General features: G+C 34.0%; 21 protein-coding genes and 1 pseudogene. 4 read left to right on the plus strand and 18 right to left on the minus strand.

Going from position 1 to position 21,920, the window contains the following annotated elements:
- Positions 1–280: 280 nt before the first annotated feature.
- Positions 281–1,612: an erythromycin esterase family protein gene (locus tag G9F74_RS22510; protein ID WP_000728396.1), complete on the minus strand. Its 1,332-nt coding sequence runs from the start codon at positions 1,610–1,612 to the stop codon at positions 281–283.
- 152 nt (positions 1,613–1,764) lie between these two features.
- Positions 1,765–2,922: a serine hydrolase domain-containing protein gene (locus tag G9F74_RS22515; RefSeq protein WP_016108311.1), complete on the minus strand. Its 1,158-nt coding sequence runs from the start codon at positions 2,920–2,922 to the stop codon at positions 1,765–1,767.
- Positions 2,923–3,577: 655 nt separating this feature from the next.
- Between G9F74_RS22515 and G9F74_RS22520 the strand changes: the two genes are divergently transcribed.
- Both G9F74_RS22520 and G9F74_RS22525 read left to right on the plus strand, forming a co-directional pair.
- Positions 3,578–4,480, plus strand: coding sequence for an ABC transporter permease subunit (locus G9F74_RS22520; RefSeq protein WP_016108310.1), 903 nt, complete (start codon positions 3,578–3,580; stop codon positions 4,478–4,480).
- The gene (locus G9F74_RS22525) at positions 4,477–5,496 is read left to right on the plus strand and encodes an ABC transporter permease (RefSeq protein ID WP_000836570.1); all 1,020 of its coding nucleotides are present in this window, start codon (positions 4,477–4,479) and stop codon (positions 5,494–5,496) included. The genes G9F74_RS22520 and G9F74_RS22525 overlap by 4 nt, the downstream gene beginning before the upstream one ends.
- Positions 5,497–5,647: 151 nt before the next feature.
- Here G9F74_RS22525 and adhP read toward each other — a convergent pair whose 3' ends face one another.
- From adhP to G9F74_RS22550, 5 genes are all read right to left on the minus strand, one after another.
- Positions 5,648–6,685 carry an alcohol dehydrogenase AdhP gene (adhP, locus tag G9F74_RS22530; RefSeq protein ID WP_000649126.1) on the minus strand — a complete coding sequence of 346 codons (1,038 nt, stop codon included), beginning with the start codon at positions 6,683–6,685 and terminating at the stop codon, positions 5,648–5,650.
- Between the two features lie 326 nt (positions 6,686–7,011).
- Complete coding sequence (locus tag G9F74_RS22535; protein ID WP_001119637.1) at positions 7,012–7,866, minus strand: MurR/RpiR family transcriptional regulator; 855 nt, start codon at positions 7,864–7,866, stop codon at positions 7,012–7,014.
- A 129-nt stretch (positions 7,867–7,995) separates the two neighbouring features.
- On the minus strand, positions 7,996–8,631 hold the full coding sequence (casR, locus tag G9F74_RS22540) for a two-component system response regulator CasR (protein WP_000694625.1): 636 nt from the start codon (positions 8,629–8,631) through the stop codon (positions 7,996–7,998).
- A gap of 14 nt (positions 8,632–8,645) precedes the next feature.
- Complete coding sequence (gene casK / locus G9F74_RS22545; protein ID WP_001008436.1) at positions 8,646–9,764, minus strand: two-component system sensor histidine kinase CasK; 1,119 nt, start codon at positions 9,762–9,764, stop codon at positions 8,646–8,648.
- Positions 9,765–9,989: 225 nt separating this feature from the next.
- The gene (locus G9F74_RS22550; protein WP_000025244.1) at positions 9,990–10,883 is read right to left on the minus strand and encodes a mechanosensitive ion channel family protein; all 894 of its coding nucleotides are present in this window, start codon (positions 10,881–10,883) and stop codon (positions 9,990–9,992) included.
- A gap of 349 nt (positions 10,884–11,232) precedes the next feature.
- Between G9F74_RS22550 and G9F74_RS22555 the strand changes: the two genes are divergently transcribed.
- Positions 11,233–11,682 carry an NUDIX hydrolase gene (locus tag G9F74_RS22555; RefSeq protein WP_000540498.1) on the plus strand — a complete coding sequence of 150 codons (450 nt, stop codon included), beginning with the start codon at positions 11,233–11,235 and terminating at the stop codon, positions 11,680–11,682.
- 33 nt (positions 11,683–11,715) lie between these two features.
- Here the strand turns inward: G9F74_RS22555 and G9F74_RS22560 are convergent, their stop codons facing one another.
- From G9F74_RS22560 to asnB, 10 genes and pseudogenes are all read right to left on the minus strand, one after another.
- Entirely contained in the window at positions 11,716–12,264 is a 549-nt protein-coding gene (locus G9F74_RS22560) for a cysteine hydrolase family protein (protein ID WP_016108309.1), read from the minus strand.
- 114 nt (positions 12,265–12,378) lie between these two features.
- A pseudogene (locus tag G9F74_RS30450) lies at positions 12,379–12,624 on the minus strand (hypothetical protein).
- 76 nt (positions 12,625–12,700) lie between these two features.
- Entirely contained in the window at positions 12,701–13,189 is a 489-nt protein-coding gene (locus tag G9F74_RS22565) for a putative periplasmic lipoprotein (protein WP_000713451.1), read from the minus strand.
- Positions 13,190–13,451: 262 nt separating this feature from the next.
- Entirely contained in the window at positions 13,452–14,099 is a 648-nt protein-coding gene (locus G9F74_RS22570) for a nitroreductase family protein (RefSeq protein WP_001105130.1), read from the minus strand.
- Positions 14,100–14,196: 97 nt separating this feature from the next.
- Positions 14,197–15,072, minus strand: a complete 876-nt coding sequence (dat, locus tag G9F74_RS22575; RefSeq protein WP_016108308.1) for a D-amino-acid transaminase — start codon at positions 15,070–15,072, stop codon at positions 14,197–14,199.
- A 215-nt stretch (positions 15,073–15,287) separates the two neighbouring features.
- Positions 15,288–16,250 carry an ABC transporter substrate-binding protein gene (locus tag G9F74_RS22580; protein ID WP_000903334.1) on the minus strand — a complete coding sequence of 321 codons (963 nt, stop codon included), beginning with the start codon at positions 16,248–16,250 and terminating at the stop codon, positions 15,288–15,290.
- A gap of 234 nt (positions 16,251–16,484) precedes the next feature.
- A complete protein-coding gene (locus G9F74_RS22585) occupies positions 16,485–17,486 on the minus strand; it encodes an N-acetylmuramoyl-L-alanine amidase (RefSeq protein ID WP_000779881.1) in 1,002 nt (333 codons plus the stop codon).
- A 105-nt stretch (positions 17,487–17,591) separates the two neighbouring features.
- Complete coding sequence (locus G9F74_RS22590; RefSeq protein ID WP_000200454.1) at positions 17,592–17,921, minus strand: hypothetical protein; 330 nt, start codon at positions 17,919–17,921, stop codon at positions 17,592–17,594.
- Positions 17,922–17,972: 51 nt separating this feature from the next.
- The gene (locus G9F74_RS22595; protein ID WP_000559960.1) at positions 17,973–18,332 is read right to left on the minus strand and encodes a GNAT family N-acetyltransferase; all 360 of its coding nucleotides are present in this window, start codon (positions 18,330–18,332) and stop codon (positions 17,973–17,975) included.
- Positions 18,333–18,426: 94 nt separating this feature from the next.
- Positions 18,427–20,328, minus strand: a complete 1,902-nt coding sequence (gene asnB / locus G9F74_RS22600; protein WP_000333815.1) for an asparagine synthase (glutamine-hydrolyzing) — start codon at positions 20,326–20,328, stop codon at positions 18,427–18,429.
- Positions 20,329–20,545: 217 nt separating this feature from the next.
- Here asnB and G9F74_RS22605 point away from each other — a divergent pair, with 217 nt between their 5' ends.
- Positions 20,546–21,010 (plus strand): Hsp20/alpha crystallin family protein, encoded by a 465-nt coding sequence (locus G9F74_RS22605; RefSeq protein ID WP_001288081.1) that lies wholly within the window; start codon positions 20,546–20,548, stop codon positions 21,008–21,010.
- A gap of 34 nt (positions 21,011–21,044) precedes the next feature.
- Here the strand turns inward: G9F74_RS22605 and G9F74_RS22610 are convergent, their stop codons facing one another.
- A complete protein-coding gene (locus G9F74_RS22610; RefSeq protein WP_000833349.1) occupies positions 21,045–21,632 on the minus strand; it encodes an SCO family protein in 588 nt (195 codons plus the stop codon).
- Positions 21,633–21,920: the final 288 nt, after the last annotated feature.

Raw genomic sequence — 21,920 nt, forward strand, 5'->3', positions numbered from 1 at the left:
TATATCTTATAGGAAACACGTTGTCTAGGTGTTTTTTCTTTGTCTCATCAAATGGGGTCAGACCACCTATGATTCTATAGAAAGAATAGCGTATTTTTTCATTTTAGGTAGAATTTTATTTTGTTAACTTGATGATACTGTGCTTCTATCCCACATCGTCTCTAATTTAAAAACATTTATTCCATTTAATAATTCTTTAATGAAAATAACCTAACTGACATATTCCAACAACTCTATTGACACTTAACACTACACTTCATTAAGGTACATTATTCTAAATTTATTGATGTAGTTGAGATGGACTCACTTTTTGAATTTGAACAAGTATATCAAACGCTTTACCTAATGATATATCAACTGTTTTTGGTATATCAGGCCCTTCGGTAGTTACTCCAGCGAAAATTGGATGTTGTTCGTTCAACCAAGTTTTTGTCACGCCGTTTGCCTTACGTAAATCAATAAAAAATTGATCTTTTTTAACTTGTCCAAAGATGTAGTTATAACTGTTTGGATCATCCGATTTTAATATTCCATATGGGCCAAATTCACCATCGCTATTCTTGACATTGTATTGTCCTTCATAAACTGATGTTCCAATAGATACGTACCGTTTTCCATAATACTCTGCTAAATACTGCCCAGCTACTTTAGGGTATACAAAAGGAAGCATATTTGTTTTCGAAACGTGGCCATTATGCCCCCATACAATAGTTTTTCCTAAATGTTCTTCAGTCCACTTCGCATTTTCATACATTGCGATATCATGTTTCAAATATAAATCAGATGGTTTATCAGGAGGTGACGTTAACATTGTAGTAAACTGTTCAATAATACGAGCATTTTGTTTTATCCATGCGAACTCTTTAGATTTCCCATTTAAATAACTTTTATTTCCCTCTAATAAAGCACTAATTTGTTTAGCATCTGAAATATACTTTTCTTTTTCTTCTTTCGTAAGGCTTTCAAAAGTATTCATATCCTTTGTTACAGGAATAAGACCTTTTATCTTCTCTTCTATCCTCGGCACAAGTTTTGAATTGGTTCTTTTAATATATTCTATTATATTATTATAAACATTCTCGTTTACTGATTGAATGTCCATCCCGATGATACGCACTTTAGATTTATGTTTTGGATTAGCATTATATTGCCGAATCCAATCAAGTAAATCTAACATTTCTTTCGTCTTAAATACAGGTGATAGATGTTGGCTTGGATTTCCCTCACCAGTAAGAACATATCGATCAAGTTCTAAAGCTCTGTCCCACCCCTCTTCTAAAACTAGGTTGGTAAAGCCCTTTTCAGATACTAAATAATTCACAATACGGTTTTTCATCGTAAAAACTTCATGAGCCCCATGCGTAGCTTCACCTAAACCTACAATTGAAGCTGAACCTACCATATTCTTAAGTGGTTTTAAATCATTAAAAGGTGAATTTGGATTCGTTGTTCTTAAAGGCTTCGCGTGCATTTCTAACCATTCCGCTATTTGATTTTTATTGTAGGGAGCTGTAACAGAAACTCCTGTCTTCGAGTCTGCATAAGTACTTCCTACAAAATTAGTCAGTATTATAGCAGAAACACCAAATGCAGTAATCATTTTCTTTTTCATAAAACCCTCCTGAAATATTTTCTTAAAACGATAGCGTTCTTTTATACTTAATTACGAGTATTAAATTTTTTAGAGCAAGTTGTTTTTTGCACCAAAATGATATATTTTAAACTATAAACCTATGACAAAACTTATCCATTTCGCCTTTTTGCCTACTTCCTAAATTCAGCAAGTAAAATACTTTTAAAAGGATCAGGATTACTAAAGTTAAAGCTGTTCAAATTGACGGCCAATGTATGTTTGCCTCCAAGTGTTCCACCAACAAAAGTGGAAAACCCTAGAACGCTACCTCTATGCCCCCATACCGAGACACCATTCGGAAGCTTAAATTCAACGATTCCAAGACCATATCCCGTTCCTTCTCTATCTGTAGGAACTGTAGTAAGCATTTGATTTAGCTGCTGTTCCTTCAGCAATTTACCACTGAGTAAGTATGAGAAGAATTTATTTAAATCGTCAGCAGTAGAAATCATATCCCCATCCGAGCTACCTGGGTTAATATACGTAACGTCTTTTAGCTCACTTGCTCCGTCTAGTTGGATATAGCCACGGGCATGCTTCGTGCCTGGAATTACGCTTGAATTACCAGGTAGAAATGTATTTGACAAATCAAGCGGTTCAATAATCCGATTTTCAATCTCTTCCGCATAGCTGTTGCCAGTTACTTTTTCAATAAGGATCCCCAGTAATACGTATCCTGTGTTTGAATAAGACCAACCCTTTCCTGGGGCAAATTCTGAGGGAAGTGAAATCCCCATCTTTACAAATTCTTCAGCCGTATACGATTTTTTTGTATCCATAATATCGAAGTCTTTTGAATTCATATAGTCAGCAATACCACTTGTATGATTCAATATTTGCCGGATCGTAATCTGGTTACCATCATATCCGTTTCCTTGAATGACACCAGGCAACCATTTTTCAATGGAGTCGTCTAAATTCAAACGATTCTCTCCAGATAATTGAAGTAGAACTGTTGCAATGAACGTTTTCGTCACACTGCCAATACGAAAGCGAAAATCTGCTTTCATTGGTTTCTTGGTTCTCACATCCGCTATCCCAGCGGCATAACTCCAAGTTTTACCACCCTTAGAAATGTTAGCGAGTATTCCCGGGTATCCAAGTTGTAGTGCATCCCGTATTGCGTTCTTAACGGAAGTACGATCGCTTTGAGTACTTGTTTGTAACGAACTAGATACATTTTGCGTAGATTCTGCTTTTACAATTGAGTTTGATGTTATGTATAACAGGGAACTTCCACCTATTAAAAGTGCTAGACTGGCACATGTAATTTTACTGCGTTTTTTCATAAAGCATTCCTCTCCTCTTATTTAAATTGTATTGATGGTTGATAGGTATCTCATATGCTAATCACACAGCTATCAACCCTCCCAATGATAAAAGTCAATACTGAATTTGCAATCATCTATAGACCAATTATTTCTTCAAACAACTCTCTGACCTAATAAATGATTAATCCCTCTTCTTCAGATATCTGTTAACTTCTATAATTTCTTCTTTTCTTCCATAGCGTTTTATTAATTAATTTGTTTTTATATAAATAGATAGTAACTACTCCCCCCCCCCCGTTCTTCTCTATATTTTGATCATACACATTGAAAATCTCTTTTTTCTTACTCCTTCCTTACAAATTCCTTACGTTCAAAATCACTTCTATATTTCGGTGGTTTTTATTTTAAGAAAACTTAGTTCTATTAACTTGATCGCAATGGAATAGCACCAAATGCCCATCAACTGAAGAAAAGTAAATGCCTCGAAAATGAAAATACTGCACATTTTGCTTGATGGACATAGGGACCGGCTCCTTAGTATAACCTTCTTACCATATAAATATATATTACGTATTATAATTATAAAACCTAAAAATTTCTTATTTTTCAGAAAAATAAAACAATAAATTAGGATTTATTGTATAATGTTGTAAAAAGATGTCGGAGGGATTTTATGTTACATACAATAACTCAATTCACAATTAAGCTTTCATCAATTCTTTTATCACTCTTACTATTATTAAATTTACCTTATTTATTTATCACTCAACAAGGATTTACCTTTCAACCAATATATTTTTTTAATCAGATCGTTACTATGTTAAAAGAGGTTTTCTCCCCTGAATCATTAGTGGTTATCGGCTCAGACCCGAAATTTGGTAGTTTCAAAAAAACACCATTATTCCCCACTGTTTTAGAACCTTACCTATATTCATTTACTGTATTATTTTTAGCCTTTTTACTTGCGCTCTTTCTGTCTTCTAGCATGGCATTTTTTTATTTTTTAGCAAAAGATTATATAAAAAAATGGATAAACCGAATTGTGTTCATATTAGAAGCTGTCCCTGATATGATGATGATGATTTGTTGGCAAATATTTTTCATATGGGTACTTCAGAAATTCGGGGAATCTCCTGTCACCATTATTTCTTTTAATGAAAATCGAGCTTATTTACTCCCTATTTTATCTTTAGCTGTCTTACCTACATTACAAATGTTTCGGATGATGGTGTTATACATAAAAGAAGAACATGGAAAACATTACGTAGAGGTTGCATATGGAAAAGGCCTTTCATCAAGTTATATACTATGCATTCATTTATTCAAAAATATATCTATCCACTTCTTCCATCATTTAAAAACGATTTTTGTTTTCTTACTGTCTAACTTATTCATTTTAGAATTTGTTTTTAATATGCAAGGTATTATTCAATTTTTATTTAATAAGGCGTTTATTTCACCACCAGCTGCATTTATCATACTTGTTATGATTATTTTACCGTTTTATGCCATTTTTCAAATAATCTCATTCATGATGAATAGATGGCAAAATCAATTGAAAGGAGCAACATTATGAAATCTATTTGGAAATCAAAACGCTTTTTAATCGGCTTTACTTATTTATTCATACTTATTTCAGCTAGTTTTATTTATAGTTGGTTCTTTAAAGATAACATCCCAAAACCTCCTCAGTTACTTTACAATGACAATAACGAATTACTTGGAAAGGCCCCCTTTCCACCATCGTTAATACCGCCTTTTGGATCTGATCGTTTTGGAGAGTCTGTTTTCTTACAAATTGTAGAAGGAGCAAAATTCACTATTTTATTAGCCGTGGCAATTAGCTTCTTTCGAATTTTATGCGGAACATGTATAGGAATCCTCTTAAGTTTATACGCTCCAAAACTCAAGAGATTTTTTCAGGCATGCTCAGAAGTTTTTTATTATATTCCAACTCTATTTATCGCATTCATACTCATCACGCCCGTTAATATTGTAATCACATCAAATGCCGATGGGTTAGATCCAAATATTTCATTTACGTTTTATCAAGTACTCGTACTTATTTTCGTCGCTCTGCCTACACTTTCTTTATATATATCCTCAGAGGTGGATGAATTTATGAAACGAGATTACATCTTAAGTTCACAATTACTGGGTGCTAGCCGTTTTCATATTATCAAAAAACACTTACGAGTCTTATTACTTGACCGCTTATTTGTGTTATTCATGGAACATATCGTCCAAACACTCATACTCGTTATCCATTTAGCGTTGCTTAACATTGTAATTGGCGGGATACAAATGCGTGAACTCTATGACGGAGTGCTCAGACCTGTTTCTATATCTAATGATTGGGCAGGCCTTATTGGATTAAATCGTAATGAAATGAATCTTTCATGGTGGATTATTTTTTATACTCTCGCTTCATTCTTTATTACGATTCTATTTATTAAGCTTATGACAATCGGGATTCAAGATGCACTGAAAGCAAGAGATTCACAAGTTGTAGCAACTCAAAACGTTCCAGATCATAAAAAGTTTGTTAAAAATAAAGATTCTTTTTCGTTTGCAAATAAAGTGAACTTTTAATCATATCTCCTCAATCAAGTATGAATTGGCATTGATATTAGTAGAATATAAAGAAGATGATCCCTATTGAATACAGGAATCATCTTTTTTATGCCGTCTAACTTTTTTACATGACCTTTGCTAGACTCATGCTTTTTATATTTAAAATGAATTATTTACAATCACAACTATTCTGTTTAAAATCGATTACCATACGCCCTTGAATTTTACCTTGTTCCATTTCTTCGAATACATTTTGTACTTTATCTAGAGAACACGTTTGAACAACCGGTACTACTTTTCCTTCTGCACCGAACATAAATGCCTCTTCGAGATCCTTACGAGTACCTACTAGAGAGCCAACTACTTCAATTCCGTCTAGTACAAGTCGTGGAATGTTTAAATCCATAGTTTCTACTGGTAACCCTACCGCAACTACTTTACCACAGGCACGTACTGCATCAACCGCTGAGTTGAATGCTACTTTAGAAACGGCTGTTACTACAGCAGCATAAGCACCACCAAACTCATCTTGCACTATCTTATCAGCAGGACCTTGAGAAATTGGATTGATAGTCATATCAGCACCAACCTCTTTTGCTAAGGCTAATTTATCATCATTAATATCTACTGCAATTACCTTTGCACCAAATACGTTTTTAGCATATTGGATAGCTAAGTTACCTAATCCACCACAACCATAGATGACGATAGGTTGACCAGGTTTAATATCTGATACTTTAATAGCTTTATATGTAGTTACGCCTGCACATGTAATTGATGATGCTTGAGCAGGATCTAATCCTTCTGGTACTTTCACTGCATAATCAGCTGTAACGATACATTGTTCAGCCATACCACCATCTACTGAATAACCAGCATTTTTAACTTCACGACAGAATGTCTCTCTACCAGTTACGCAATATTCACAACGTCCACAAGATTGGAACATCCATGCAATACTTACACGGTCACCAACTTTAAGTGAAGTTACATCATCAGCAAGTTTAGTAACAATACCTACACCTTCATGACCAAGGATGCGGCCATCCGTGTTACCAAAATCATGATTCGCAACGTGTAAATCAGTGTGGCAAACCCCACAGTACTCTACATCTACTAACGCTTCACCTGAATGTAACGGACGTAATTCTTTTTCAATAACCTCGATGTTCGCTTTGCTGTTTTTATTAACCACTACTGCTTTCATATGTGATCTCCCCTTTAGTGTTTTAGAGTTTTAATGAGTTCATCTCACAACTACTGTCCTCACTATTTTGGCTAATTATTGCGCCAAATTTAAATGTTCAATCATCATTACACGTTCATCATAACATGACATTTCATAAGCAAATTGTGAAATTATGAACAATGTTTGAATTATTGCATAAATCGATTTCTTAACTGAATTAAAGATGAGAGTTTATGAATATAAGTAGGTCGCATTTTTCTACAGGAAAATAAATCAACTACATTTAGAGATTATATAATCAAACGATCCACCAATATAAAAAGCTCTTCATTTGAAGAGCTTTTTTATATTCGCTTCATCGAAATTGTTTCACGTATACTTTGTAAATTTTGTAGTGTTTCCTCTTGTCGTTGCAACGACAATCCTACATACAAAGTATCTAATAAACTTAGCTGCGCTAAGCGTGATGAACTTGCTTCCGTACGAAATTCTGTTTCACGTGTTGAAGTATAAAGTGTTATATCAGCAAGTTGACTTAGTGCTGATTTCTGATAGCTCGTAATTGCAATAATGCAAGCTCCTCTTGCTTTTGCTACTTCTAACGCTTCCAATAATCCTTTATTACTACCAGAATGAGAAATTGCAATGACTACTGCTTCTTTTGTAAGTAAACCAGCACCCATAATTTGAAAATGAGAATCTGTATGAGCAATACAAGAAATACCCGTTCTCATAAATTTATGATATGCATCCATCGCAATAATTCCAGAGCCACCATTTCCGTAAAACTCAATTCGGTTCGCTTCTTGCAAAGCTCGTACAGCTTTCTCAAGTGCGGTGTCATTTAACAAATGTAATGTATCTTGCAGTCCTGTAATATGCGAATGAAAAACTTTTTTAGCAACTGTTACCATACTATCTTCTGCTGATACTTCTTCATGAATATTTTGCATCGGTGTATGTACAATTTCACGAGCTAATGTAATTTTCAAATCTTGAAACCCTTGCAAACCAAGGTGTTTACATAAGCGGAATATCGTAGCTTCGGAACTATTCGTAACTTCTGCTAATTCAGTAATAGATTTATGTACAACATCTTGTGGATGTTTCAAAATATGTTCGGCAATACTTCGCAATTTCGGTGACAAACCGTTTAACGAAGCCTGAATTTTTCCAATCCCACTTCTTGTTCCAGGCATAGCATATCTTCCCCTTCCATTGTAGCTATATTGTACCTAATTATTGAAAGAAGAAAAACCTTTATTCGGTATCATACTATTATTTATTTGTTCCTATAAATGTTACCTTAACATATGACACACTTATAACTAGTTTCCCCCATACTTCACCGCATATAATGCAGCTTGTGTACGATCATCTACTTCCAATTTAGCTAAAACGTTTGAAACGTGCGTTTTCACAGTTTGTTCTGTAATGTGAAGCTCTGCTGCAATTTCCTTGTTGCTTCTTCCTTTCGCAATTTCGCGAAGTACCTCTTGCTCTCTTTTCGTTAACATTGAAAAAGGATTTTCTATTTCCTTCTTTACTGCGGAACGCCCCATTAATGCAGGTGTTACTTTCGGGTGAAAATTCGCATTTCCTTGATGTACTGCAATAATAGAAGCGACAAGTTGCTCAGGTTGTACTTCTTTTAATTGATAACCATCTGCTCCAGCTTCAAGTGCTGGTATAACATAATCTTGCTCTGAAAAACTACTTAATATAAGTACCTTTATCGTCTCATCGTATTGCTTTAGACGTTTTGTTGCCTCAATTCCATCCATTTTCGGCATCGATACATCCATTAGCACGACATCCGGTTTTTCTTTTTGCACGAAATGTAATGCCTCTTCGCCATTTTCCGCTTCCCCAATAATTTCAAATTCTTCTCTCGTTTTCAAAAAGAATACAAGTCCTCTTCGAACGATATGATGATCCTCAACTAGTAGCAGTTTAATCTTCAACCTTATTCTCCCCTTCAAATCGGCAATTGAATTTCTATTTTTGTACCCTTTTTTAGCTCTGTTGTAATTTGAAACGATCCCTTCATCAACTGAATACGTTCCTTCATACTTTTCAGACCAAGTGCTGATCCCCTTACTTGTTCTTGTATAAATCCTATTCCATTGTCTTCTATGTAAAAATGTAACTGGTTATTTTCTATTTTTAAAAGAACATGTACCTTTTCACACGAAGCATGCTTTTTACAATTATGTAGCGCCTCTTGACTAATACGCCATAAAACTTCTTCTATTTCATCCCCAATTGAAACCATCCCATCAATTCGAACTTCCACTTGAACTCCTAATAACTTCCCGTAATTTTGAATTGCTTCTGCTAATCCTTTCTCTAATCCTTCAGGTCTTAATTGCCAAATTAATAGCGTCATCTCTTGTAATGCTTCTTGTGATAATTCTCCAATATAACTTAACATCTCTTGCAGACCTCTATCTTGCGTCATATTCAGAGTCCCTTTCGCTGTTAGCATAATAGAAAATAACAATTGTTTTACTGAATCATGTAAATCACGTGCAAGTCGATTTCTTTCCGCTACCACTACATATTTACGTTCTTTCTCCACTAATTGAATACGTTGTATTGTCGTTCCAATTTGAAATGCAATCGCTTCTAATAACGCTAACTCTTCCTCAGAAAAATGAGTCTTATGAGGTGCAGCCACATTTAATAGACCAAATTTCTCTGATCCGGACCTAAGCGGAATTGTCGCATGATGTGTAACATCTTCTGTTTCACCCCAATTACATTCAATCGCATCTTCTATTCGCTTACATTCAATAATATTTGTCGCTTTTTCTAATCTGCCATTCACAAAACGCTCTACACACCAACAGTCTCCTTCACACATCGGCTTCTTCTCTTGCCACGTAAGAGCTGGTGGTAAGTTTTCGTCTACAAGCATACGGTGCTTTCCACTTTCATCAATAAAAAATATCCACCCTGTTTGTAAATTCATAACTTGTAACAATGTATGTAAAACTTTTTCTAACATGTCCTGTAAATTCGTTGCTTCATTTAGCAATTCCGCAATTTCTTTTAATGCTTCTAAACGATGTATCTCTTTTTCTTCAAAGTTCATTCTCATCACCAACTATCATTATAACATTAAGAAATTTCTAAATTCTACAAATAAAAAGAGCTGAATTCCTTCAGCTCTTTTTATTTATCAATCATTTTTTTATTTTCCCTTTAAATTTTGACCGCGTAATTCTTAAACTGAACAACGCCAAGTAATGAAGTTACTTTTAAACCCTCTAAGACTCATCTACATCTATAAATCAGAATTCTAAATGTAAAGCTTTATTTAATTGTCTGACAAAAATTGTTCTCCACGGATATGCTGCAAACTTTCAGTAGTAACGAACATATTCGCTGCTGGCATTTGCACTTGATGTTTATGGAACATAGCCATTAATGCAAACCTTACTTGTCTAGAAGTTTCAAAATAATCTTCTGGTTTAATTAAACCTGTAATACAAAATTCATATCCAACATATTTAAGGTTAGGATTTAAGTCTGTAACACCAACATATTTAAATGGTTCAACAGCCTCATCCTCTACTCTATACAAACTTTGTTCCAAATTTTCATTGCATATCACACATACGTCTTCTAGCAATTCCTTAACTCTTGTAGGGTCTTCCTGATAACTTACCGTGATGCGTTCAATTACTCGCATCCACCCTTTATTAAAATTTTGTATCGTTCTAATCTCTCCATGTGGTATGGTAAGTAGTTTTCCTGACCATTCACGTATTTGCATAAAACGAATACTAATTTCCTCAATAGTTCCTGAATTTGTTCCATTAAAAGTAACAAAATCGCCAACGCGAAACTCTTTGTCCGCTAATCTCGCAAAGCCTAATATGACATCTTTTAGCATCTGTTGCGCAGCAAAACCAATGACAACTCCCGCTATCCCTGCACCTGCAATGATACTTTTTATATCTACAAACTGACTAATTAAATAAATGATTAGACTGATGATAATGATATATCTAAAAATAGATCGAATGACACTTTGAATCGTCTGCTCTACCTCTTCATCAAAAAAGCTGGACTTTCTAAAAAACCAATCAATAATGCGATTAATAACAAACGAAATAATGATAAGAACTAAAGCAAATAGTAAAAACCTTAATAGTAAAAACTCCCTTACATAATTAAAAAACTCCTCCGTATACGCTAATATACTCATCTATCCACTTCCTTATTTTTTAAATTTTCATGTAGAGCTAATCTATAATAATTCCTTATTAATTATCTCAAAATTTTCTTTCGTAACTTTTCCCCTGACCTTTCATTTTACTTTCTTAACTATGTATTTGTATCCCTAGTACATCTTTAACAATATAACCCTTTCATTAATCTTTCAACTTCTGATGCCCTTTTCTATTTACTATAAATATACCCTTTTTAATAATCTAAAGGGAGATTACAATAGAAATTTTTATAAACAACTTTGTAATACTTACCTCATTTAAAGGAATACATTCACATAACACCGAATCATTCATTTGATACTTTTTTCACGGAGGTTACAATTAATGGGGTATATCGAAGAACTAAGAGAAATTGTTGGATCAAGACCACTCAATTTAGCAGGAGTTGCTGTAGCTGTTTTAAATGACCAAGGACAAATATTACTACAACAAAGACGAAATGGCATGTGGGGTGTTCCTGGAGGTTTTGTGGAACTTGGTGAATCCACAGAAGAAGCCGGAAGACGAGAAGTACTTGAAGAAACAGGTATTGAAATTGGTATACTTCAGTTAGTAAGTGTATTTTCAGGTAAAGAGTGTTTTGTGAAATTAGCGAACGGAGATGAATTTTATCCTATAACAATCGCTTACCTTTGCAAAGACATTAAAGGTGGCTTGCTAAAAGCTGACGGAGTTGAATCATTACATGTACAATTTTTTGATTTAAATGGGCTACCAGAAAACATTAGCCCTTTCATAAAAAAACTAATTGAGCAAAATGTCGTCTCAATTTAAACGTAAAAAGAGGCCTTTTCAAAGGCCTCTTTTTCACTTCACTTCTGCATGTAAACAAAATTTAAAATGTCCAAGTGCATATTCATGTCCTTGCGCATTAAAAGATGCAACTGCCTTTTCATATACAACAATTTTAAATCCTTTATTATAAGCATCTACTGCTGTATGAAGAACACAAATATCAGTGCACACCCCTACAAGATGAACTTCTTCTATTCCTCGTTCTCTCAACTTCATCTCTAGATCTGTTCCAGCAAATGCACTGTATCGCGTTTTATCCATATAATATACATTCGCATCATTTTTATATTTTTCGTATACATCTTGTAATTCACCGAATAAGTCTCTTCCATTTGTACCTGCTATATTATGAGGAGGGAACAACTTTACTTCTGGATGATATTCATCATTTTCTTCATGTTTGTCGATTGCAAACACTACATAATCTCCATTTTCAATATATTGCTTCGTTATATGTACAAGTTCCTTCTCAATTTCTTGACCTGGTTTTCCGCAAGTTAAAGCACCTTTTTCAGCTACAAAATCATATGTATAATCGATATTAATAAGAGCTCGTTTCATAACTACTATCTCTCCTTCTCCTGTTTCACAATAAACAATAGAAAATTTGTTATTACGACATCGTATGTACTATTCGACATTTCAAATGAAATACCTACATTTTTCTTGCAAAACTTAACTTAATCTAAGTTTATCATAAAACAGATATACTATGACAAAACATACTGTTCCTATTAGCATGTCATGGATTTGATAATTGAGCGTAACTTCAACCACCTCGTGTAAAGTAAACCAGATTATCGAAATCATCATACTAAGCAAGATGATACGAACAAATCACTGCACACCTTCAACCTCTTTCTCTTTCTTAGTAGTAAAGAGTAATTTCTTACTATTCATACGTACTAGAAAGTGAAACAAATTATTCTCAACAACCCATTTATATCCAAATTAAAAAGTACACTACTACTTTAAGTAATGTACTTTTTATCCATAATTAAGATGCTGGCTTCGTTTCAAACGTCGCTTGATTAAAGCTAATGACTTTTCCTTTTGGGTCATTATTTTCAAACTGAGCTGCAGTAATCGTATGACTACCTGTCTCAAGTGTCTTTTCTTTTAATTGTACTGTTGTCTGTGTTGTACTAGTTACTTGATGTTTATCAGCAAATATTTGATCTACAAATACGAATGTCTCTTTATCGTTTTGAAAATTAGAAAGTTCTAATTCAACTTGCTGAATTAAAGTATCTTTTTTGATAAATACAGTCGGTGTATTGCCGTTTTCAGAAGTACCATCTGGTGTAATGACTTTTACTATCCCTTCTCCAATTGGTACTGCCCCTTCAGGAAATACAACCACACTCTCCTCACTCGCATTTACAACTTGTTCTTCCTGATTTGACTGTGCATCCTCTTTTTCCTTTGGAGCACCACAGCCTACTAATAACAATACAGACAATCCAGCGATTATGAATTTCTTCAAAATTCATCCCCCCTGTAATTTCATTATAATTTATTATACAAAAATAACTTTGTAATTTTAAAACTATTTTTAACACTTTCATGAACAAATATTAGTAGCTTGCTCACGATTACTGTACCATACTTTCCTTAATAGAACATTAATTTTTTTAATGAAATAAATAGTAATTTTATCTTATTTATCATTTTAGCCCAACAAATTAATAACATACCTATCCAAAATAAAAAGACATTGTTATTTCAATGTCTTTTCTATATGGTGATTAAAAAATAAACGTTGTAATCTCATCTACTTCTTTTCTTGGAAGTTTCTTCGGTTTATCTTTCGGATAACCGAGTGAAATAACCATATTTATTTGTTTTTCGGTCTCAATTTGAAAATATTGTCTTAGTTCTTTTTGAGCTAACAATACAGGCCCTGTCATTGGACACGTACCAAGACCCTTCGCATGTGCAGCCAGCATTAAGTTTTGTGCCGCTAAACAGCTACTCTTAATTCCTTCCTCTTCCCACACTGCATCCGGAACGAAGGCAATTGGATCAAATATCTTTTCACGAAACTTTGATTCATAAGGTGTTGCCAAACATACGATTAATACTGGTGCCTCAGAGAAAGCTGTTGCATATGGCCCGAAAGAACGTGTAAGTAATTTCCCTGCTTTCTCTTCTCCATTTTCTGCTGCTTTTGCCGCAAGTTTATGTAATGCATCCCAAGTCATTTGTTCAATTTCTTTAATTTTCTCTCGATTCATAATGACTAAGAACTCCCACGTTTGCGAGTTCGTATCACTCGGTGCATAACGAGCGCAATCAATAATTTCTTTTATATCACTAGTAGATACTTCTTGTTCTGTAAACTTTCTAACACTTCTTCTTCCGTGGATTACCTCTTTAAAAGCTTCATAATTCATACATTAAATCCCCTTTTACAGCGTTTTCAAAACCTGTCCTATGTTTGAATTATATCATGAAAAAAAGCTGGGGGAATACCAGCTTTTTTCTTCATTATTAATTTGTCACTTTAAACAAACTAATACTTTCTTCATATGCAGATTGTAGTTTTTTCGTAATTGGTCCTCTTTCGCCGCTAGCAAACTGTTCATCGCCAATTTGAACAACCGGGAATATTTCGAGTGGTGTCGCTGTAAAAAAGCACTCATCCGCCTCATATACCTCTTGTAATGAAAATTCTCGTTCTTCTACTTCGATATGTAACTCTTTCGCTAATGTTATAACATAATAGCGAGTAATACCATGCAAAATAAAGTGATCAGCTGGATGTGTAATCAGTTTATCATTTTTTACTATGAAAAAATTAGAATGACATCCCTCTGTTACAACTCCATCTCGCACTAAAATCGCTTCTTGATATCCTTGTTCATTTATTTTATTTTTAATCATGATATTAGGAAGTAGATTTAATGATTTTATATGACAAAATTTCCATCTTATATCCTCCTCTATCGTTACTTTTATACCGACTTCCATCGTAGCGACTGGTCTTGGGAACGAAACAATATTTGCAAAATACGTTGGTTGAAGGTCTTTTTCATATACATGGTTTCTTGCTTGAGCACCTCTTGATATTTGTAAATATACATTACCATCTTCTTGAAATTGATTTTTTTCAATCATTTGATGTAGCTCTTCTACTAACTCTTCCTTTGTAAATGGTGCAATGAGTTTAATTTCTTCCATTGATTTAAAAAAACGCTCCAAATGTAAATCTAATAAATGTGGCTTCCCATCGTATAGTCTGAATACCTCATATATACCATCACCAAATTGGAAACCTCGCTCTTCTAATGCAACCATCGGCTGTTCTTCCTTCGTATTTACAATTCTCCCATTAAACAAAATCCAATCTTTATGAGTAGCTTTCATTCCTTCCCACTCCTTTATTACGTGATTGATTTTATTGTACAACTTAAAACGACTGAAAAAAAGGAATTTTCTGTATTTATATAAATAAAAAATGCATCACCTATTTAAAGTGATGCACTCAGCCATTCATTTATCCCGCTATTGACGGGCAGTAAAACTCTCACCTCAAGGTTAGGTGGGAGATAACGGCCCGTAATCGCCTGATTGGTTCAACTTTATTTCAGAAAATATTTTTCAATATCATCTAGCATTAGGTTTGCTGCTTTAATACCGCCTGCTGTATTCCAAATTACTTCATCTACTTGGAATACTTTATTATTTTTAGAGGCTTGTAGCTGCTTAAAGAGTGGGTCTTCTGTCCATTCTTTTGCTAACGTGTTTCCTTCATTCTTCTTATCGCCATCTTTATCAGATGTGAAATAGAATAAGTAGTCCCCGTCCATATTTGGAATTTGTTCTTTTGTAATTCCTTTTATCGCAAATTCATCTTTATCTTGTAATGGTGGTCGTTTAAATCCAATATCGTTTAAAACAACACCTGAGAATGAGTTCTTTTGATATATACGAACATCACCTGGAACGAAGCGAATAATAGAAACTTTAGAGCTTAATTTATCTCCTAGCTTCTCTTTCATTCCTTCAATACGCTTTTTATAATCTTCAATTGCCTTTTGACCTTCTTTTTCTTTATTTACAGCCTTTGTATAGAGCGTAAAGTTTTCCTTCCAATCTCCACGCAATGTTTCAGCGTATACAGTTGGCGCGATTTCTTTCAATTGTTCATATATTTTTTCATGACGCATTTTATTCCCGATAATTAAATCCGGCTTAAGCTTCATTACTGCCTCTAAATTAATATCACGCTCAGTTCCTACAACTTTCGTATCTTTTAACTCTTTCGCTAAATGAGGGTACCATTCATCACCCGCACGCGGTTTCGTAGTTCCAACTGGCGTTACTCCCACAGCTAGAAGAGCCTCTGCACCTTCATTTGTTAAAACAACAACTTTTTTAGGTGTACCATTTACTGTTGTTTCCCCCATTGCATGCTTTACAGTATAAGAATCTTTCGCTTTAGCTGATGGATCATTTTCTTTTTTTTCTTCTTTACTACACCCTGCGATTATAACCATAAGTATCATAATGCAGAACATAAACATTTTTTTAGTATGTAACATATGTCCTCCCTAGATGAAATCGATTATCATTAACAACTAAAGGTTAATGTATATTACATACATTGTCAATGTATATCAGAGAACTTTTTTAATATATACTATTTAGATTCTATCCGTTATTCAAATGTTTCTTTTTGAAACTATTTGTATAAGTATGTAAATAATGGCCGTTCTTAAAATGCGTATCTATGTTATATATAGATACGCATTCATATTACATTATAATTTTATTTCCTAATATTGATTATATTTAATATATGATGGATCATTATACACCCACTGATTTCCACCAAGGTTCAACCAACTGTTTTGATTAATAAATACTAAATAAGATTCTGGTTTATTTAATTTACGAATTACTGAAGAAGATGTTGATGGACCACTTCTTAAATTCACATTCGTTCCTTGTATATATGCGACACCGATTGCGCTACCATCACTATTGCTCGTCTTTACAAAATTAATGTAAGACGGGTCATAATACACCCACTGTCCGTTACCTAAGTCTAACCATCCGTTACTTTCTTGATATACGACATACGATTCTGGAGAGTTTAATTGGCGAATTACTGAAGATGATGTTGATGGGCCACTTCTTAAATTTACATTTTTCCCAAGTATATAAGCAATTCCCTTCGTTTGTGGTGTTGGCTGAGGGTTTGGAGGTTGTGGATTTGGAGGATTTGGATTCGGAGCTACTCCAAAAATAGCTGCTATTCCGTTTACATATGCTTGACATAGATCTTCAATAAATTGTGGGTTTTTCAATAAATTTGCATCAAACGTTGTATCAATAAAAGCAGTCTCAGTTAAAATTGCATCCATTGCAGTCTCTCTTAGTACTGCATAATTTGCTTTTTTTGCCCCTCGGTCACGAAGGCCGTATTTTGTTAATACAGGATTGACTGCTGCATGAATTTTTTGTTGCTTTGCATATGCGGAGCTACTGTTAGATAACCCATTATAAATATAACTTTCAAATCCAGTTCCACCGCCACTATTTATATGAAATGAGATAAAGTAATCTGCTCCAAAAGAATTAGCGATATTAGCACGTTCTGATAAAGAGATAAATACATCACTATCACGTGTCATTTTAATAGTAATTGGGTAGTTTGCAGATAGAATGTCTCGCACACGTCTCGCTATTTGAAGTGTTAAGTTTTTTTCTACTAAACCATTACCAACAGCACCAGAATCATATCCACCGTGACCTGCGTCTATTACAAGTTTCATATCACTGTCTCGTTCCTTTCTTTCGTGTAATAGGTTTACATTGCTACTCGTCCTATTTTATGTAAAATGTACAAGTTCCGTTACAATTACAAATAAAAAACCACCTTATGTAAGGCGGTTTCTATCATCTTGCTTTAACCAATTTAAAATAAATATATACGATTGATAGTGAATATAACGTATGCAAAATAAAATAAATAAAAGACCCATTCCAACACCGCTGTATAACAAACCGAACTTTAAAAAAATGTTCAAAAGTGGCGGGAAATTAGTAATATTTTGTACTGTAACAAGCATGCAAAACAAAATAAAAAACACAGGTACATATTGTAATTCGTACGGCTTTCTTTTCTTACTAGCTCTTTTCCGAATGAACTTATGGCTTAGTTCTGCCAAAATAAAACATCCTCCAATTAATACAAGACCAGAAGTCATTATCATGTATCCACCTGCCTTATATTTATTTTAGCACATTACTAATCATCGTTATATTTTCTTCACGTATGTTCCATCTTCTTCATTAAAGCCAAAGCTCTCTATGAAAGTTTTTGCTTGTTCTGTTAATTCCTTTTGTAACACTTTTATCTCTTTCACACCTCTTTGTTTCATCATCTCTTCAAATGTAAAATACGTATTTGTTCCATATCCGTAACTTTGATAATCAAAATGAATTATTAATTGAGATAAAACTACACTCTCTTCTTGAACACTGTAATCTATTACACCAATATATGTATCATCAACTTTTACGCAATACTGCACCTGTTTCTCACTTACATTATGCGAGCGGAACATTTCTTTAACAACGCTTTCATTTTCTACTGTTACTTTTTCAAACGCAATCATATGTTGTCCATCCTTTTACTATTATTGTATCAATAATACGTTCTATTTATGAAAAAAAACCTTAAGACCATATGCGGTCTTAAGGTTTTTCTTATTAAACTAAGCTATACGCACGTTTTGTTTCTTCGTGGAACTTATTCGTATCGTATTTATGCTCAACATAAATTTGGTGCCAAACCATAAACGCAAGTACAGTCCAAATTTTACGGCTATAATCGCCTTTATCTGCACAATGTGCTTCCAGTAAGTTTAATACATACTGTTTGTCGATTAAATGATCTGTTTTACTTTCGTTTATAATATTTATAGCCCAGTCATGCATTTCATCTTTTAACCAGTGACGAATTGGTACCGGGAATCCAAGTTTTTTACGATCTAACACGTGATCTGGAACGATTCCGCGTGCTGCTTCACGTAAAATAGCTTTCGTAGTTCCGTTAGCAATCTTTAATTCAGTTGGAATTTTAGATGCAACATCGAATACTTCTTTATCTAAGAACGGTACACGAAGTTCTAATGAGTTTGCCATTGTCATTTTATCAGCTTTTAATAAAATGTCACCACGTAACCACGTGAACATGTCAATGTACTGCATTTTACTTACATCATCATAATCTTTAATCTCGTTATACAATGGTTTCGTGATATCCATATAGTTAACACTTTCATTGTAGAACTTCATTAATTCCGCTTTCTCTTCTTCACGGAAGATTTTCGCGTTTCCATAGTAGCGCTCCTCAATTGGCGTACATCCACGCTCTAGGAAGCTCTTTCCTTTAAATCCTTCTTTAAGAGCACCGCTTAATGCTTTTAGAACGCTCTTACCTGGGCTAGGAATGTACGAGAACATTTTTAGTGAGTTTGGCTCACGGTAAATGTTATAACCACCAAATAGCTCGTCTGCGCCTTCCCCTGAAAGAACAACTGTTACATGTTTACGTGCTTCTTTTGCAACGAAGTACAATGGTACAGCTGCTGGATCTGCTAAAGGATCATCCATATGCCAAATAATTTTTGGGAACTCATCCATAAATTCTTTCGCTGAAATAAATACGTTATGGTTTTTAACGCCTAATTTCTCAGCAGTTTCTTTCGCAACATCAACTTCACTGAAACCACGTTGTTCAAAACCAACAGAGAACGTTAAAAGGTTCGGATTCATTTCTCTTGCGATAGAAGCGATAATAGATGAATCGATACCACCAGATAAGAATGAACCTACTGGTACATCACTTCGCATATGTACTTTTACTGAATCGTATAATACATCACGAATTGCTTGGATATGCTCTTCTTTCGTTGCGCTTGAAGCATTGAAATAAGGCTTCCAGTAGCGATGGATTTCCATCTCTTTACCGATTTCCTTTACGAAATAATGACCAGGCTCAATTTTATTAACATCAATTGTTAATGTTTCTGGTTCTGGACCATATTGGTACGTAAAGTAATGTTGTAGTGACGTTGGGTTTACCCCTTTGTCTTCCATTACATGCATAATACTTTTCTTCTCAGATGCGAAGAATGTAGTATCACCTTGTTGCGCGATATATAATGGTTTAATACCAAAGTGGTCACGTGCACCGAAAAGTTTCTTTTCTTCACGATCCCAAATCATAAATGCAAACATACCACGAAGATAGTCTACACATTTTTCTTTCATATGTGCATACAATGCAATGATAACTTCTGTATCAGATTGCGTTGCGAAAGTCGCACCTTTTTCAAGTAACATTTCGCGTAATTCTACATAATTGTAAATTTCACCATTAAAAATAATTACATATCGATCATTTTCATAAGTTAGCGGCTGATGTCCTGCCTCTAAGTCAATGATACTTAAACGGCGGAAGCCAAATTGTACATGTTCATCACGAAAATATCCTTCGTCATCTGGACCGCGGTGGAAAATCATCGTGTTCATATTTTCAAATTGATGTTTTTCTGTTTCTGAAAACTCTCTAGGGTTTTCACATAAACATCCTACAAAACCACACATACTTCTTACCCTCTTTCGGTTTTCATTCTGTTTCTATACTACTATATCAACCCTATTTATACTAGCATAATCAACTCAATATGGCGACCAAAAACTATAAAAAAATCACTCCATTTCACATTTTTAACATTTTTTTATGAAAACATGAAAATTAGGCAATCACCTTTCTCCGCTTTTGTCATATGATATTGCAAATTGATTTCTAGGAGGGAATACCATGAGTGAAGAAAAAAAAGATTCTTCTCGTCCACCGGTTCGCAATTATTTAAAGCAAATTGATGATTTTTTTGAGCAAACACCTCTTCGCAATGTAATCGCTGATTTGAATCATTTTTTCCAAAAAGGAAATCGTTTATTAACATTCCCTGTAGATTTATATGAAGTTGATGAAGAACTCGTTGTTACCGCTGAACTACCGGGTATACAAAAAGAGCAAATTCAAATTGAAATACAAACCGAATACTTAAAAGTCTCTGTAAAAGAAGAAATACTTGAAGAGGCAGAAGAACAAACATCTCATAACTATTATCGCCGAGAACGGTCTATTTCAGAAGCCGCAAGAATGATTAAATTGCCTTATTCCATTAATAAAAAAGCAGCGAAAGCTTCCTATCAAAATGGTGTGTTAGAAATTCGTGCACCGAAACTTCCACAACAGCATGACATTTTATCTATAGACTAATGTAAAAAAATAAGGGTGCTACGCACCCTTATTTTTAATCCACTAATCGCTTCATATCACGTATTATATCTTCGTACGGTGTATTACTAATACCGCTATACTTTTTCATTACTTTTCCATTTTGATCAATTAAATAAAATGATGTACCATGTATTACTTGACCGTTCTCTGGCTTATCTACAAGTGATTGGAAATTATCTTTTGAAAACTTTGTAATATCTTCTAACGAATAACCCGTCAATAAATTCCAATTACTAGTATCTTCTGTAAACTTTTGAATGAAAGCTTTCAGATTTTCTGGTTTATCAAGATCTGGATCTACACTAAACGAGACAAACTGAACGTCTAACTTCTCTTCCTTTGCCATCTTCTGTAATTTTGCCATATTAGCAGTCATTGGCGGACAAACTGTTTGACAGTTTGTGAACATAAAATCTGCAACCCATACTTTCCCTTTTAAATCTTTTGTACCAAATTGTTTTCCATCTTGATTTGTGAATTGGAAAGTTTCTAAATCCCAATTTAATGGTTTACGAAGCTTTGAGCCTGATCCACTACATCCAGCGAGTACAAATAGACAAAATACAACCATAAGACCAATTAGTTTTTGATAACGCTTCATTTATAAACCTCTTTTCTCTATCCTAAATTTAAATAGGTTATGCTCATCATAACAAAAGTTAACACTACGAGAAAATTGTTTACTGCATTTGTTCACGAAATCGTACGAATTTACGTATGATACTTCTTAATTTCAAGCGAATTACTAGACAAAATATGTTTTTTCACTATTATTTCTCTAAATCGTATTCGCAAAACAAAGCTCAATGTTAAAATTGTAAATACCTCTCCCTATTTTTTAACAATTAATTAAACATTAATCCATGTTATACACTGTATTCCTTAACAA

Source organism: Bacillus sp. EKM202B (genome assembly GCF_011066025.1).
GTDB classification, from domain to species: Bacteria; Bacillota; Bacilli; order Bacillales; family Bacillaceae_G; genus Bacillus_A; species Bacillus_A toyonensis.

Coding starts and splice junctions, on each gene's coding strand:
- G9F74_RS22510 (WP_000728396.1), bottom strand. CDS start 1,612: ATGAAAAAGAAAATGATTACTGCATTTGGTGTTTCTGCTATAATACTG.
- G9F74_RS22515 (WP_016108311.1), bottom strand. CDS start 2,922: ATGAAAAAACGCAGTAAAATTACATGTGCCAGTCTAGCACTTTTAATA.
- G9F74_RS22520 (WP_016108310.1), top strand. CDS start 3,578: ATGTTACATACAATAACTCAATTCACAATTAAGCTTTCATCAATTCTT.
- G9F74_RS22525 (WP_000836570.1), top strand. CDS start 4,477: ATGAAATCTATTTGGAAATCAAAACGCTTTTTAATCGGCTTTACTTAT.
- adhP (WP_000649126.1), bottom strand. CDS start 6,685: ATGAAAGCAGTAGTGGTTAATAAAAACAGCAAAGCGAACATCGAGGTT.
- G9F74_RS22535 (WP_001119637.1), bottom strand. CDS start 7,866: ATGCCTGGAACAAGAAGTGGGATTGGAAAAATTCAGGCTTCGTTAAAC.
- casK (WP_001008436.1), bottom strand. CDS start 9,764: ATGAACTTTGAAGAAAAAGAGATACATCGTTTAGAAGCATTAAAAGAA.
- G9F74_RS22550 (WP_000025244.1), bottom strand. CDS start 10,883: ATGAGTATATTAGCGTATACGGAGGAGTTTTTTAATTATGTAAGGGAG.
- G9F74_RS22555 (WP_000540498.1), top strand. CDS start 11,233: ATGGGGTATATCGAAGAACTAAGAGAAATTGTTGGATCAAGACCACTC.
- G9F74_RS22560 (WP_016108309.1), bottom strand. CDS start 12,264: ATGAAACGAGCTCTTATTAATATCGATTATACATATGATTTTGTAGCT.
- G9F74_RS22570 (WP_001105130.1), bottom strand. CDS start 14,099: ATGAATTATGAAGCTTTTAAAGAGGTAATCCACGGAAGAAGAAGTGTT.
- dat (WP_016108308.1), bottom strand. CDS start 15,072: ATGAAAGCTACTCATAAAGATTGGATTTTGTTTAATGGGAGAATTGTA.
- G9F74_RS22580 (WP_000903334.1), bottom strand. CDS start 16,250: ATGTTACATACTAAAAAAATGTTTATGTTCTGCATTATGATACTTATG.
- G9F74_RS22585 (WP_000779881.1), bottom strand. CDS start 17,486: ATGAAACTTGTAATAGACGCAGGTCACGGTGGATATGATTCTGGTGCT.
- G9F74_RS22590 (WP_000200454.1), bottom strand. CDS start 17,921: ATGACTTCTGGTCTTGTATTAATTGGAGGATGTTTTATTTTGGCAGAA.
- G9F74_RS22595 (WP_000559960.1), bottom strand. CDS start 18,332: ATGATTGCGTTTGAAAAAGTAACAGTAGAAAATGAAAGCGTTGTTAAA.
- asnB (WP_000333815.1), bottom strand. CDS start 20,328: ATGTGTGGTTTTGTAGGATGTTTATGTGAAAACCCTAGAGAGTTTTCA.
- G9F74_RS22605 (WP_001288081.1), top strand. CDS start 20,546: ATGAGTGAAGAAAAAAAAGATTCTTCTCGTCCACCGGTTCGCAATTAT.
- G9F74_RS22610 (WP_000833349.1), bottom strand. CDS start 21,632: ATGAAGCGTTATCAAAAACTAATTGGTCTTATGGTTGTATTTTGTCTA.